The sequence below is a fragment of the Sphingobacteriales bacterium genome, from assembly GCA_016711285.1.
Classification (GTDB): Bacteria; Bacteroidota; Bacteroidia; order Chitinophagales; family UBA2359; genus JADJTG01.
The window spans coordinates 242457-256419 of record JADJTG010000010.1 but is presented as its reverse complement, the minus strand read 5'-3'; the positions used below and the strand labels follow the sequence as shown (position 1 = coordinate 256419).

10 protein-coding genes and 1 pseudogene are annotated in these 13963 nt (G+C 43.6%); 7 read left to right on the top strand and 4 right to left on the bottom strand.

Annotation, left to right across the window (positions count from 1 at the left end; all coding sequences use genetic code 11):
- The first annotated feature begins 109 nt into the window (after nucleotides 1-109).
- Nucleotides 110-1578: pseudogene (locus tag IPL35_06815) on the top strand (inorganic phosphate transporter).
- A 95-nt stretch (nucleotides 1579-1673) separates the two neighbouring features.
- On the opposite strand, the gene IPL35_06810 reads toward IPL35_06815, so the two are convergent.
- Complete coding sequence (locus IPL35_06810; protein MBK8443133.1) at nucleotides 1674-2423, bottom strand: lamin tail domain-containing protein; 750 nt, start codon at nucleotides 2421-2423, stop codon at nucleotides 1674-1676.
- Between the two features lie 218 nt (nucleotides 2424-2641).
- Here IPL35_06810 and IPL35_06805 point away from each other — a divergent pair, with 218 nt between their 5' ends.
- From IPL35_06805 to IPL35_06795, 3 genes are all read left to right on the top strand, one after another.
- The gene (locus tag IPL35_06805) at nucleotides 2642-3598 is read left to right on the top strand and encodes a DUF3365 domain-containing protein (GenBank protein MBK8443132.1); all 957 of its coding nucleotides are present in this window, start codon (nucleotides 2642-2644) and stop codon (nucleotides 3596-3598) included.
- Between the two features lie 414 nt (nucleotides 3599-4012).
- Nucleotides 4013-6616: a T9SS type A sorting domain-containing protein gene (locus IPL35_06800; protein MBK8443131.1), complete on the top strand. Its 2604-nt coding sequence runs from the start codon at nucleotides 4013-4015 to the stop codon at nucleotides 6614-6616.
- 315 nt (nucleotides 6617-6931) lie between these two features.
- Nucleotides 6932-7816, top strand: coding sequence for a DUF2167 domain-containing protein (locus tag IPL35_06795; GenBank protein MBK8443130.1), 885 nt, complete (start codon nucleotides 6932-6934; stop codon nucleotides 7814-7816).
- 527 nt (nucleotides 7817-8343) lie between these two features.
- On the opposite strand, the gene IPL35_06790 is transcribed toward IPL35_06795, so the two are convergent.
- Nucleotides 8344-8865 (bottom strand): dihydrofolate reductase, encoded by a 522-nt coding sequence (locus IPL35_06790; protein ID MBK8443129.1) that lies wholly within the window; start codon nucleotides 8863-8865, stop codon nucleotides 8344-8346.
- 81 nt (nucleotides 8866-8946) lie between these two features.
- The gene (locus tag IPL35_06785) at nucleotides 8947-11025 is read right to left on the bottom strand and encodes a DNA topoisomerase 3 (protein ID MBK8443128.1); all 2079 of its coding nucleotides are present in this window, start codon (nucleotides 11023-11025) and stop codon (nucleotides 8947-8949) included.
- 217 nt (nucleotides 11026-11242) lie between these two features.
- Here IPL35_06785 and IPL35_06780 point away from each other — a divergent pair, with 217 nt between their 5' ends.
- The 3 genes from IPL35_06780 to IPL35_06770 are packed head-to-tail and all read left to right on the top strand — an operon-like array spanning nucleotide 11243 to nucleotide 13139.
- The gene (locus IPL35_06780; protein MBK8443127.1) at nucleotides 11243-11650 is read left to right on the top strand and encodes a cytochrome c maturation protein CcmE; all 408 of its coding nucleotides are present in this window, start codon (nucleotides 11243-11245) and stop codon (nucleotides 11648-11650) included.
- Nucleotides 11556-12476 (top strand): SDR family oxidoreductase, encoded by a 921-nt coding sequence (locus IPL35_06775; GenBank protein MBK8443126.1) that lies wholly within the window; start codon nucleotides 11556-11558, stop codon nucleotides 12474-12476. Before IPL35_06780 ends, IPL35_06775 begins: the two co-directional genes overlap by 95 nt.
- 57 nt (nucleotides 12477-12533) lie before the next feature.
- On the top strand, nucleotides 12534-13139 hold the full coding sequence (locus IPL35_06770) for a cytochrome c oxidase subunit 3 (GenBank protein ID MBK8443125.1): 606 nt from the start codon (nucleotides 12534-12536) through the stop codon (nucleotides 13137-13139).
- An 87-nt stretch (nucleotides 13140-13226) separates the two neighbouring features.
- Here the strand turns inward: IPL35_06770 and IPL35_06765 are convergent, their stop codons facing one another.
- Nucleotides 13227-13952, bottom strand: a complete 726-nt coding sequence (locus IPL35_06765; GenBank protein MBK8443124.1) for a WbqC family protein — start codon at nucleotides 13950-13952, stop codon at nucleotides 13227-13229.
- Between the last annotated feature and the right edge of the window lie 11 nt (nucleotides 13953-13963).

The window sequence follows — 13963 nt, the reverse complement described above, 5'->3', positions numbered from 1 at the left end:
TGTCATATTATTTTGCGCTGTTTTTTTTAAAAATGACAGCTAAACAGCCAAAAATAAGGATAAATTTTAAAGAAAAACATATTGTTTCATTTTAAAAATTATATCTAATATGCTGGGTTTATCTGCTACATTGGCTATTTTGCTTGTTATTTGTTTGGTGGCAGTGTGTATTTTTGAATTTATTAATGGTTTTCATGATACTGCCAACGCTGTTGCTACTGTTATTTATACGCACTCTTTGCGTCCGGTGACAGCGGTGGTGTTGTCGGGAACTTTAAATTTTTTGGGTGTTATCACTGGCGGAATGTTGTCGTACAAGGGGATTCAAATTCTGCTACACTCCTTTGGCGAAGGTGTTTTTACGGAGGGTATCGGTGTAGCAACCAGTATTATCAAATTGCTGCCGGTGGACTTGATGTTGTCGCAGGGTACGGGTATGTGTGTGAGCGTGATATTGGCAACCCTGCTCACCGCCATTATATGGAATTTGGGTACTTGGTATTTTGGTATTCCGTGTTCGAGTTCGCATACGCTCATCGGTTCTATTATTGGTGCGGGTATCGGCTTTTCGTTGTCGGTGCTCAATAATATGAGTCAGGTGAATTGGTCAAAGGCACAGGAAATCTTTTTTTCGCTGCTCTTATCGCCGGCTATTGGCTTCTGCTTAACATTTTTGCTGGTGCTGCTGCTGCGTCATTTTTTTCGCCATACCATCATCTTTTTAAGCCCCAAAGACGGAACTACACCGCCGTTTTGGGTGCGCGTGGTGCTGATAACGACCTGCTCGTTGGTGAGTTTTTTTCACGGCTCTAATGACGGACAAAAAGGTGTGAGTCTTGCTTTATTGGTAATGATATGCTTTGCGCCTTCGTATTATGCACTTAATTACAACGAAAATATCAACGATATACCGGTTCATATAGCAAAAGTGCAACCTATTTTACAAGAAATAGAAACAAAAAATACCACTGATATTTCGCCCAAAGACCGCGGCGAAATATTGGCAACACAAGAGGCTTTTGAAAAAATAAACAAATACGTCAAAAAGGGTGATGCTATGAGCGAAGCGGATCGTTTTGATTTGCGCAAATTGTTGAGTTCGGTGGCAGGCTCTTTGGAGAGTATTTCTAAAAGCATTTTGATGATAGACAAAAAAAATGAAAAAGAAATTTTAATCAGCACCTCAAAAAGTATAAAACATTATGTAGAATATGCTCCTTTCTGGATTGTATTGATGATTTCTGTTGCTTTGGGTATCGGTACAATGATAGGCTGGAAGCGCATTGTGGTTACTATCGGCGAGCGCATCGGAAAAGACCACCTCACTTACGCACAGGGTGCTTCGGCAGAAATTATCACCGCCCTTACCATCGGTGTTTCTACTTCGCTGAAGTTGCCTGTGAGTACCACGCACATTTTGTCGTCGGGGTGGCGGGCAGTATGGTTGCCAAAGGCGGCTTGAAAAACCTTCGCGCTAAAACCGTGCGCAATATTATGCTGGCGTGGGTGCTTACACTACCAGTGTGTATTGTAATGGCAACTTTATTATTTTATGTATTAAAGTTTATTTTGGTATAAAAAAGACTCCTTTCATTCAAGGTTTTATTTATCCCAAAAAAAATACAATATCAGCAAAAAGCCGAACCTGTACAGGTTCGGCTTTTGCTTTTTGCCTATGGTATTATTTCAATTATCTGCACTTTTGCCGTTTTTTCGTCTTTGATGTAATAAACACCGCTGCTCCAATGGTCGGCAGACAAAACTTGTTCGCTGCGGGGTGCTAAGGTGAGCGTTTCCAACTTTATTCCCGCCGCATTGTAAATGCACAAAGAAAGTGCGGCATCGGCGGCGGCGTGGCGAATAGTGGCAGTTTGGTTGCGGCGCAATACGGTAGGAAAAACCGACCAAACAGCGGCAGGAGCAGGCTCGTGCAAAGCCGTGATGCTGTTAGAAGCATTAAAAGTAGGGGAGACAACAGCAAAATTTCCCGTTCCGTTGGGCAAGCGCGCATAGCTTTGGTCGGTGCTTTGTGCGCCGAAGGTCACTTCGTCCAATACATTGCCGTCATTATCCAACAACATCAGATGCTCGCCCAAAGCCGCCGATAATTTAAAATTGGCGTGCAAAGGACCCTGACTGCTGTCTTCATCAGCCCATACAATTAAGTAGCTGTTGGCGGCGATGAGGGCATCGTTGGGAAATTTCCACTTGGTGAGGTTGGCGTTGTTGTCGGTGAGCACATAGTTTCCGATGTCCAAATCGCTGCCGGAGTTATTGTAGAGTTCAATCCAATCATCATATTCGCCGGCTTCATCGGCGGCGGTGCTGCTGTTGGAAGCCATCAGTTCGTTGATGACCAATTGAGGACTTTGGGCAAGTAGCACGGGAGTGCATAAAAATAAAAGCAATGCAAAACGTATCATTGTATTCTTTTGTATATCGTGAAAAATTAATTGAAAATGGCTTGAAAGATAGACTATTTTTAATAAAAAAAACAACTCCTGCCGCCAAAGTGTATAGAAAACAACAAAATGCTTTCAAAAATATGGAGGCGGATTTTTTCTGCTTTTATCATGCAGTGTAACCTGTGTCACCAATTTCTGTTGTTCAAATATTTATTTTTGCCAAAAACTTTATACTTATGCGTACTCATTTTCAAGTCCCTGTGCTGTTTTTTGGGCTTATGGTTGGAATTTTATCTTGTCAAAATCAAACAGATACAGCTTCTTCCACTTCTGCAAATGCCAATATTGCCCCCATCACAGCTTCCGATGCTGAAATCATTGCCAATTTAAAAACGCATTGTTTCAGTTGTCATAGCACCGATCATTCATCGCTTAAAATAGCACCTGACTTTTTGGAAATAAAAGAAAAATATATTCAAAAACACCCTGCAAGTGCTGATTTTGCAGCAGCGATAACTGATTTTTCTATACACCCCACACCCGAAAAATCTTTGTTTCAAGAAGCGGTCGTACAATATGGATTGATGCCCAAATCTATGTTAGAGGAGGTACAACTCCAAAATATCGGAAATTTCCTTTTCAAAACTGATTTGAGTCAGCCCGCTTGGTTTCAGCCTGCAAGTGTGGATTCGGTAGCGCAGGCAAATAAATCGCCTTTGGAAAAAGGGAAAGATGATGCGATGCGCACGAAGGGAGTGCTGGGAAAAAATCTGTTGGCGGCTTTACAAAAAGGAAAAACCGCAGAAGCACTTGCTTTTTGCTCCGGCAAAGCCCAACAACTCACCGACAGTATGTCGCTTGTTTTGGGTGTGGAGATAAAAAGGGTGTCTGATAAAAACAGAAATGCCAAAAATACAGCCACAACCAGCGAATTGCAATATATAGAATTGGCAAAGGCACAAATAGCCGCCAACAAAAAACCAAGCCCGCAAATACAAACTCTTCAAGGGCAGCAGGTTGCTTACTATCCCATTGTAGCCGAAAATATGTGCCTGCAATGTCATGGAAAAATCAACACCGATATATCAGCAGCTACTTATGCCGAAATTCAAAAATTTTATCCCAACGACAAAGCTATCGGCTATAATATCGGCGATTTGAGAGGTATTTGGGTAGTGAAAATGCCGCAGTAAGTGTTTGATGTTTCCACAGAATTAATACCTTTTTTTTAAATAAATATTGGATTTGAATTTTTTTTACTACTTGTTTTTTTTAAAAATTCAACCCAAAAACCTTGTTTTATTTTTTGTATATATCCTTGTACGCAAAAATAAAACAATACATTTATGTTCTTTACAGAGTGTTGTTAAAAAATGAAATTCAAATTTTTATACATTTTATAAAATAATAAGTATTCTATTTTTAATTGTCATTATTATTGTTTTAATAATGTAAAAATAAATTTAATTTGTTTGGATGTCATCAAAATCCCAATGTGATGAAATAAGAAAGTATTTGTTGATAACAAACAGAATGTGTATTTTTAACACTAAGATATGTTTTCTCTTTTTTTAACCATTTTTTAATGAGATTAACCGATAGAAAGAATGAATAAAAAAAATCTACTCATCGCTGCCGCCTTGTGTTGGTGGGGAGTACAACAATTGCAGGCGCAGGATTTTATGTTGCAAGGCTGGTATTGGGAATATCCCAAAACAGCCGAAGGCGCAAATTGGTCGCAAGCCATTCGCAATCAATGCGAGGATTTGAGTGGCGTGGGTTTTACGCATGTGTGGTTGCCGCCTTTGTCGAGAGCTACGGGCGGGCAATACAGCGTAGGTTATGATATTTACGACCTCTATGATTTGGGAGAATATGGCGGCGGTGCCACGGGCTTTGGTACACGCACCGATGTCAATAACCTCATATCCACGATGAACACCTATGGCTTAGATGCCGTTGGCGACCTCATCTATAACCACCGCAATGGCGGTCGTGCCGAAACTAATCCGCCAGTGCGCAACTATGTTCAAAACGGCTGCGCCGGCTGCGCTCCTTATCCCTCCGACCGCTTCCGCTACATATTGCCGCTCAATGCCGCCTCTGCCGGGCATTTTTATTATTTCAAACTCAGCTCGCTCTCCGGCGGCTACGGCGATACCGATTATAAATTGTATTTGCAAAGCACCAAACAGGGTTATCAGGGGCTGCCTGCGGCTACTGAAACCGAACCCAATGGCGGTGCCGGCTGCTCCGAAGCCTCTATGACCGTGCAGTTGGGTATCGACTACAACTGTAAAATAGATGCCGGCGGCTGCACAGTTGATGAATTTGCCGTCACGCTCAACTCTTTTAATTACAATACTGCCGGCGATACGCTCCAAATATATCTGCCCAATACCGGCTCCTATTCCGACCACCGTTTTTATGAAGTATGGTTTGTGCCTTCGGGCGGCGGTGCTGCCACCAATGTAGTCAATAATTTACTCGTACAAACTTATACCGATTTTTCGGCAGTACCGAGTGGGCAGGGTATTATGAACTACCTCAATTTCCGACCCAACGGCATCACGCCTACTACTATGAGCGGCGATTGGGATTATCCCTATTTCTTTTATGATTACGAACAGGCTTATGCCGGCACACGCACCACTTTATTTGACTGGACACGCTGGATGTTCAATACAGTAGGTATCAAAGGGCTGCGTGCCGATGCTACCAAACATTTTCCGCCTTCTTTTTTTGGCGATATGTTAGATGATTTATACAGCAACGGCACTACTCCCGATATGGTAGTAGGCGAATTTTTTGACGGCAACCCCGCAGCACTCAACGGCTGGATTAATAATGTGTATAGCTCTATGGACGCTGCTACGGCTGCTGCCATAAAAGTGCGCACTTTTGATTTTGCTTTGCACTATGCCCTCAAAGATGCCTGCGACAACGGCGGCTATGATACGCGCAATGTGTATAATAACAGTATCGTGGGCGGCGGCGGTAGTGGCTATAATTCGGTTACTTTTGTAAATAATCACGATTTTCGCTCTACTTACGAAGCCACTCAAAACGACCCTATGCTGGCTTATGCCTATATTTTGCTCAATAATCAGTTGGGTATTCCTTGTGTGTATTATGCCGATTACTACGGTGTGCAGCGCGATTATGCCCCGAATGATTATTTAAAACCTCAGATTGACAAATTAATTGATATTCACAAAACGTATATTACCAATGCTTCGGCGGTAGATAATCTGAACCGTTACAGCACGCCATATTCCTCCAATTATATGAGCGGCTCGGCAGATAAACTTTTATTGTTCCAACTCAACGGAAGCAGTGCCCTGGGCGGAAAAGATGTAATAGTAGCGGTTAATTTTTCGTCTAATGCTCTTTCTTTAGACCATACCATCAATACCGGTTGGACAGTGGGCAGTGGCGACACACTCGTAGAACTCACCGGAAATTCTTCTTTTCCTTATGCTATCGTAAACGGCTCTAATCAAATGTATTTCAGCTTGCCGCCGCGCAGCTATGGTGTGTGGGTGCAAGGCAGTGCTGCCGATGCAGACGGCGATGGTATTTTGGATTTGCGCGATAATTGCCCTGCCCTTGCTAATGCCGACCAAGCAGATACCGATATGGATAATGCAGGCGATGCCTGCGACAATGTGTGCGTGGCGGTGTTGGGCATTACTTCTACTTTTGGGGCGGCAGATACGGTTGCTTTTCAGGCAGGTACGGTCATTCACGCTTATAATGCGGTAGAAAGCGGCTCAAAAGTAACCTACAAAGCCGGAAACCGCGTAATGCTACGCCCTAATTTCTATGCCGAGCAAGGCAGCGATTTTCACGCATATATCAACGGTTGCGGTGTATTTAAAACGCTCACAGAAACCGCCGACCAAGAGCTGGCTGCCGACATTGCAGAAGCCCCCAATGCTTTAAACAGTGCGCTGCAAGTGTCGTTAAGCCCAAATCCCTGCCGCGATTTTGCGCAGCTTTCCATTCGCAGCACCGAAAGCAGCACGGCTCTGATGTCGCTGACGGATATGCAGGGAAAAATTATTACACAATTATTGATAGACAGCATTGAAGCCGGAGAAGCATATCAGTTGCGTTTAGAAACAGCCTCTTTGCCCAAAGGACTGTATTTTGTTCAGCTAAAAACCCAAAGCGGTTCGCAGGAAACCTTACAGTTGATAGTGCAATAAAACACACATCAATATATAATGGCAGATAATAGAAAGAGGCTTCAAAATTTTAGTTTTTTGAAGCCTCTTTTTTGATTTGACACAGAAAAAATGGTAAAACTTCGTATAATATTGATGTTTTAATTTATTCTGATAGTTTTTATGGCAAGCTAAAATAAAAAGAAAATAATTGCGCAATATTTGTGCAGTTATTCTATATAATATTGTTTACCTTTGTTTATCTGTTATACCATTATTTTTTTAACCCTATTTTACTTTTAAAAATCATAACTATTTATGAAAAAACTACAATTTCTGACGGCAGTTTTATGGTGTATGAGCAGTGCCTTATTAAATGCGCAAAACAATACAGATACGGCTCAACTTAAAATGATGATTGATTCCATTGAAAAATCTTTTACTTACCAACACGGCACTGTTCAATTAAAAGATAGTGTTGCTACTGTTGTATTGCCTGAAGGCTATAAATACCTTGATGCAGAACAAGCCAAAAAAGTATTGGTGGATTTATGGCATAACCCTGCATCTGAGGATATGACCTTGGGTTTTATTATGCCGCAAAGCACCAGCGTACTTTCAGAAAATACTTATGTGTTTAATGTACAATACGATAAAATCGGTTATGTAAAAGATGATGATGCCGATGACATCAATTATGATGAATTGCTGGCAGAAATGCAAAAAGATGTAGAAACTGAAAATGAGGAGCGTGTAAAAATGGGCTACCCTTCTGCATCTTTGGTGGGCTGGGCGGCAAAACCTTTTTATGATAAAGATAAAAAGGTTTTACATTGGGCAAAAGAAATTCGTTTTTCGGAAGAGGAAGCGAATACCTTAAACTACAATGTAAGAATATTAGGAAGAAAAGGTGTATTAGTACTCAATGCTATTGCTCCTATGGAGCAGCTTTCTGCTGTACAGGGCGATATTCCGCAGGTGGTGCAGATGCTTGAGTTTAATGAAGGCTTCCGTTATAGCGATTTTGACTCAAAGGTAGATGATGTGGCAGCTTGGACTATCGGAGGCTTAGTTGCTGGAAAATTGCTTGCAAAAGCGGGATTTTTTGCTATATTGCTGAAATTTTGGAAGGTAATTGCTATATTTGTGGTAGGTATCGGGACAAAAATTTGGCGCACTATACAAAATAAAAAATCATCAACACCCGAACTGCAAAGCTCAGATGAGGTAGCAGAAAAATAATGTTGAAATTAGGTGCGGCTTATTTCTCTACTATCCCGCCGAGGGTAGCGTTTCTTTAGGCGTAGCACGATACCTATCCCGCCGAGGGTAGCAATTCTTTAGGTGCAGCACGATACCTATCCCGCCGAGGGTAGCAGTTCTTTAGGTGAACCACGATACCTATCCTGCCGAGGGTAGCAATTTATTAGGTGCAGCACGATACCTATCCTGCCGAGGGTAGCAATTTATTAGGTGCAGCACGATACCTATCCTGCCGAGGGTAGCATTTCTTTAGGTGAACCACGATACCTATCCTGCCGAGGGTAGCATTTCTTTAGGTGCAGCACGATACCTATCCTGCCGAGGGTAGCATTTCTTTAGGTGCAGCACGATACCTATCCCGCCGAGGGTAGCATTTCTTTAGGTGAACCACGATACCTATCCCGCCGAGGGTAGCAATTCTTTAGGTGCAGCACGCTGTATATCCTGCGGAACGCAACTTTTAAAAACAGTCAGCCAAAAATAAATTCAACGATACTGAAAACATTTTATCGGCTGCCCTGCTTCCTTTCCAATATCATATAGCGTTGCGCGCAGGGATTTTTCATATCGGCGGGCAAAGAAGTTTCTTCTTTCATTGCCCACTCATCGGCAACAAGGGTAGGGTAATAAGTAACTGTGTCGTGCGGCGCAACGGGCAGCACCATATCCAATTCGGTGATATAGAGCCTTGTACAGATAGAAAGCGTCTGCTCAAAGAGTATGCCGCCGCCGATAATAAACAATTCCTGCTCTCCTTCGTAGCGGGCAAGGGCGATGGCTTCTGCAAGGGTAGAAACGTGAATGCTGCGCTCGGGACGATAATGCGGATTGCTGCTCAATACCATATTTACACGCTGCACCAAGGGTTTGCCTTGCAGCGATTCAAAAGTATTGCGACCCATCAACACATGATGTCCCCAAGTGGTGCGTTTGAAATACTGCATATCGTTGGGTACCCGCCAGGGAAGGGTATTGTTGATACCAATAATGCGTTGGCGGTCGTAGGCTACAATATGAGCGATATGCATGGCAAGTATGGATAAAAAAGCGTATGCTTATAAGTATCTGAAACGGTCTTTTAGGATTGAAAAAACAAACAGTTTTCTTTATTAAAATTTAAAAACAACTTTTCCATTTTCATCTAAGCGCAAAACCGCTTCAAAAGCAGTACCTTTTTTGCTGGTAAATCCGCTCAGTTTTTCGGTTTCGCCCGTTTTTATCAGTTGTTCCATTTGTTTGGTATTGAGTTTTTTGCCCGCCACTGTGCGTGCTGCTATAAATCCGCAATGTTCTTTTCCTCTGCTGCACACCCAATATTCATCTAATTGCTTGATAGTACCCTGCTTGCATTTAGGGCAAAGGAGCATATCGGCACTGTGCAATTTAAAATGCTCGGCTTGCGCCTGACGATAGCCGGAGTTGAGGCTGCGCAAATAATCTTCTATTTCCGACAAAAACTGCTGGGCTTTGTATTCACCTTTGGCAATTTTATTGAGTTTGTATTCCCATTCGCCGGTCATTTCGGGGCTTTTCACTTTTTCATCTACTAAGGCAATGAGTTCTCGCCCTTTGGCAGTAGAGATGAGGTTTTTTGTGTGTGTATCTAAATAGCCACGATCTTTGAGGGTTTCTATGATAGAGGCTTTGGTAGCGGGCGTTCCCAAGCCACGCTCTTTCATGGCATCGCGGAGGCTTTCGTCATTGAGGGCGCGTCCGGCGGTTTCCATAGCGGTGAGCAAAGAGGCTTCGCTGTATCGTTTGGGCGGAGTGGCTTTTTTCTTCAGTATTTCCAAATCGCGCAGCAGGTCGCGGTCTCCTTGCCGCAGCACAAAAGCGGGGTCGTCTAAGGTGGTCACGGCTTCATCTGCTGCTGCTGTTTCATCGGGGAGTTGTTGGCTGCGTTCTTTAAATCCGGCATCTAATACCTTAATAATTTTTGCTTTAAAATAATGCTGCTCGCACTGCATCAGCACGATGTATTCTTCAAAAACATAAGGTCTGAAAAAGGCGGTAATAAAACGCTCCCGAACAAGTTGATAAATTTTTTGTTCGGCATCGCTGCAAGCCGCCAGTTGGGAAGTATCGGCGGTAGGAATAATGGCGAAGTGGTCGCTCACTTTGGCACTGTTAAAAAAAGCCTGCTTGCCCAAAGGCTGGTCAAAATAGGCGGCATCGGCGGCACTGCTCAGTTGGTGCAATCGCTGAACGGCTTCATTTTTCATACTGTCGGGCAAATATTCGCTGTCGGTACGCGGATAAGTAATGAGCTTATTTTCGTAAAGATGCTGCGCATGTTTGAGCGTATCGGCTGCTTTAAATCCCCATTTTTTATTGGCTTCTTTTTGCAGGGCAGCCAAATCAAAGGGTTTGGGCGGGTAGTGGCGTTTTTCATTTTTTGAAACCTGTACAATTTCGCCTATTTTGCCTTCGCACTGCGTTTTTACCAATTGCAGGGCATCGGGTTTATCAAATTTCTGCTGATTTTCCTGTATGTACAAAAAAGTAATTTTCCTGAAAGTGCATTGCAGTTGATAAAAATATTTATCCGTCCATTTTTCCACATCTTCATCGCGCTGCACCACCAATGCCAACGTAGGTGTTTGCACGCGCCCCACCGACAATCCCCGTTTTCCTGTTCCTACGGCGTAGCCGCGCGAGGCGTTCATACCGAGCAGCCAGTCGGCTTTGGCGCGGACGATGGCAGAGGCGGCGAGGTGATTGAAGTCGGTGGCGGGGCGGAGGTTTTGCCACGCTTTGAGCATATCGTTCATCACAAAGGAGTTGAGCCAGAGGCGGCGTTGGGGTTTGGCAGCAGCCCCGCACTGATGCACCAAAAGGCGGTAAATTAGTTCTCCTTCGCGTCCGGCATCTGTGCCATTGATGAGGTCGGCGGCTTTGGCGACCAAGCGCGCCAAAATATCAAATTGTTTTTGAGTATTGGGCAACACTTCATATTGCCACTGTTGCGGAATCATCGGCAGGTCGTCTAAATTCCAGTGTTTCCAGCCGTAGGATTCAGGCTCGGAGAGTGCCACCAAATGCCCCACGCACCACGAAATATCAAAACGCTGCCCCTCCCAGTAGCCGTCTTTTTTTGTAAATTTTTCGTTTTCAGCTTTTTCCAATAATTGGCGATAACTCTGAGCAACCGAAGGTTTTTCGGCGATAAGCAATGATTTTTGCGACATTTTTTTATCTAAAAACACAAATATACGCTTTTTTACCGGCTTTGCCCCGTTCGACAACAATTTAAAACACCCTGTAAATTATCTCGCTGTCCTTAGAACATTTAAGAACGCAGGTCGTTTTTATTATACGGATAAAGTGTAGAAAATGAAAAATTTAACGTTTATACTTTTCTGAATATACCGTATCTTTGCAACATTAACTTGCGCTTGTAATATCATGAAAAAATTACACATATTTTTACTTTTGCTCATTGGCTTGTGCATTACTTATATCATCAGCACCTCCGGCAATTACAGCAGCTACGCCGATTTTGGCAGTGCTTCCTCTGCTGACGGCAAAGAATTTCAAATTGTGGGCAATCTCAATAAATCCAAAACACTCTACTACGAGCCTTCCAAAGACCCCAATTATTTTTCTTTTTATATGTACGATAAAAAAGGAAAAGAAATGAAAGTGGTGTATAAAGGAGCACAACCCGCCGACTTTGAGCGCAGCGAAGATATTGTACTGACGGGCAAGGTGCAGGGCGATGAGTTTATTGCCTCCAAAATTTTGCTCAAATGTCCTTCCAAATACAACGACGGCAAGCTCGAAACGAGGGAGTTTGAGTCGGCAAAAGGCTAATTTTCTTTTTTTGGTGGTCTCTCATAAAAAAGTAGCCCTGATAACAGGTGCTTCGTCGGGCATCGGCGAGGCTTTGGCGTATAAACTCGCCCGCGAGGGCTGTGTGGTGGTGCTGGCAGCACGCAATACCGACAAGTTGCAGGCGATAGCAGAAAAAATAAAGCAACAAGGCGGCGAAGCCTTAGCTTTGCGCTGCGATGTGAGTGAAGAGGCAGATTGCAGTCAGGTAGTAAATGAATGTATTTTGCGCTTTGGGCGTTTAGATATCGTAATTGCCAATGCCGGAATTTCTATGCGGGCAACATTAGAAGATAGCCATACTTCGGTGCTGCATCAGGTGATGAATATCAATTTTTGGGGTATGGTATATTGCTTTAAATATGCCCAGCCTTATGTGAAGCAAAGTCGCGGCAATTTGGTGGCGATTTCCTCTGTCGCCGGATTTCGTGGTTTGCCTGCCCGCACCGCTTATTCGGCTTCCAAAGGAGCGATAAACTTGTTTGTAGAAGCCCTGCGCTGCGAATTGTTAGAAAGCGGCGTAAGTGTGCAGCTCATTTGCCCGGGCTACACCGCCTCCAATATCCGCAATGCCGCCCTCAACGAACGCGGCGAAGCACAAGGCGACTCGCCCTTGGACGAAAGCAAGCTGATGAGTGCCGAAAGCGTTGCCAATGCCACTTGGCAGGCTATCCAAAAACGCCGCCGCACGGTGGTTTTGGGCGGCGAAGAAAAGCTGGCTTTGTGGCTCAATCGTTGGGTACCGGCTTGGTTGGATAAATTATTGTACCGCCGCCTGAAAAAAGAAAAAGGTTCTCCTTTGAAATAAAAAATACACTTCTATTCCTTTATATTGCGTTTTATTTTTTTGTATTAGCTGTACAGTATGAAAAATAATGCCACCGAAATTTCTCCTTTATCCAAAATATCGCCTCTCAAAACCGTGCTGTATTTTTTGCTGGCGGGTATTGTAATGCTGTTTTTGGTGCTTACACTCGCTTATTTATATGCTGCTCCGGCCTGGAAATGGGAGCAATTTCGTTTTCCGAAATATTTTTTAGTGAGCACCCTGATTTTGTCGGCGAGTGGCTGGTTTTTGCAGCAAACGAAAGTTTATTTTGAGCAAGATGCCGCCGTACCTTTGCGCCGCGCCTTATTGCTCACTTCGGTGTTGGGTTTGGCATTTACGGCTACACAATTGCTGGCGTGGAACGAACTGAAACAGGCGGGTGTTTTTTTTAGCGGCACACCCGATGGTTCTTATTTGTATTTGCTGTCGGGGCTGCACGCTTTGCACTTGCTGGCGGGTATGTTGTGGTTGTGGTATCTTACCTACCATTGTTATCGCCACACGCAAGATGCCGTAGCCTCTTTGCTGTATTTCTCCAATCGGCAGCAAGCCCTTCATCTCGAGCTGCTACGCACCTACTGGCAAGTATTGGGCGTTTTGTGGATTTATCTACTCTTTTTCTTTTTATTTTTTCATTTATAGCAAAATATCACGCTTGCGTAAAAAGCATATTGAACGATAAATGACAAAACAGGGATAATGTACTTATCATCAATGATTTATGTTTGGTTAAGATGAGCGTTGAGGCGAAAATTTAAGATAATTTTTTGCTGCTGCTCCGCCAACGTTCAATAGCAAATCCAATGCACTCACGTTATGAACAAAATCGCCGTACAGTTGCGGATAGGTCGGATATGCCGAATAATCTAAATAATGCAAACGAATGTGGTGTTGTTCAAATAAGGCTTCGTTGAGATAATTTTTTGCCGCCGCCCCGCTGTAATAGTCGCTTGCGCCGCATTGCACACATATTTGAATGAGGCGTTCGGTGGCATCGGTGGTGGTGACGACAAAATCGCTGTCGCTGCGAATTTTCAAAGGAATTTCTAATGCTTTTAAAATTGCCTCGCTGAAAGTGCGGTTGATGACAGACAAATTGCGCTCCTTGCTGCCCAAATACAAATGCTCCAACTCATCGCGGTATTGTTTGAAAAAAGGAGCTTTGGTGTAATATTGCCGCCAAGTGTCCCAGTGCAGACTCCGCCAATGGTTGTCGGTGCTGTGGGTTTCGGATATTTTCTGAAAAAACTTTCCCTTATTTTCCACCGGAATACTGAGCCACTGCAAACCTTTTGGTGTTTTGAGCATATTGCGGTTGCGCCAGTCGCGGCGGGTATATTGCACCTCATCTAAAATCACCCACTCGTCCACCAACTGAAAAGCATCAAAGTACCCTTTCCAGGGGATATAATTGGATTGTGTGATGATAATTTTTTTGGCAACAGGGGAAAGCATCATTGCAGCGA

Excerpts from the sequence above, each read along its gene's own strand:
- IPL35_06805 (MBK8443132.1), top strand. The coding sequence starts at position 2,642 with ATGCGTACTCATTTTCAAGTCCCTGTGCTGTTTTTTGGGCTTATGGTT.
- IPL35_06790 (MBK8443129.1), bottom strand. The coding sequence starts at position 8,865 with ATGCATATCGCTCATATTGTAGCCTACGACCGCCAACGCATTATTGGT.
- IPL35_06810 (MBK8443133.1), bottom strand. The coding sequence starts at position 2,423 with ATGATACGTTTTGCATTGCTTTTATTTTTATGCACTCCCGTGCTACTT.
- IPL35_06800 (MBK8443131.1), top strand. The coding sequence starts at position 4,013 with ATGAATAAAAAAAATCTACTCATCGCTGCCGCCTTGTGTTGGTGGGGA.
- IPL35_06785 (MBK8443128.1), bottom strand. The coding sequence starts at position 11,025 with ATGTCGCAAAAATCATTGCTTATCGCCGAAAAACCTTCGGTTGCTCAG.
- IPL35_06795 (MBK8443130.1), top strand. The coding sequence starts at position 6,932 with ATGAGCAGTGCCTTATTAAATGCGCAAAACAATACAGATACGGCTCAA.
- IPL35_06775 (MBK8443126.1), top strand. The coding sequence starts at position 11,556 with ATGAGTTTATTGCCTCCAAAATTTTGCTCAAATGTCCTTCCAAATACA.
- IPL35_06765 (MBK8443124.1), bottom strand. The coding sequence starts at position 13,952 with ATGCTTTCCCCTGTTGCCAAAAAAATTATCATCACACAATCCAATTAT.
- IPL35_06780 (MBK8443127.1), top strand. The coding sequence starts at position 11,243 with ATGAAAAAATTACACATATTTTTACTTTTGCTCATTGGCTTGTGCATT.
- IPL35_06770 (MBK8443125.1), top strand. The coding sequence starts at position 12,534 with ATGAAAAATAATGCCACCGAAATTTCTCCTTTATCCAAAATATCGCCT.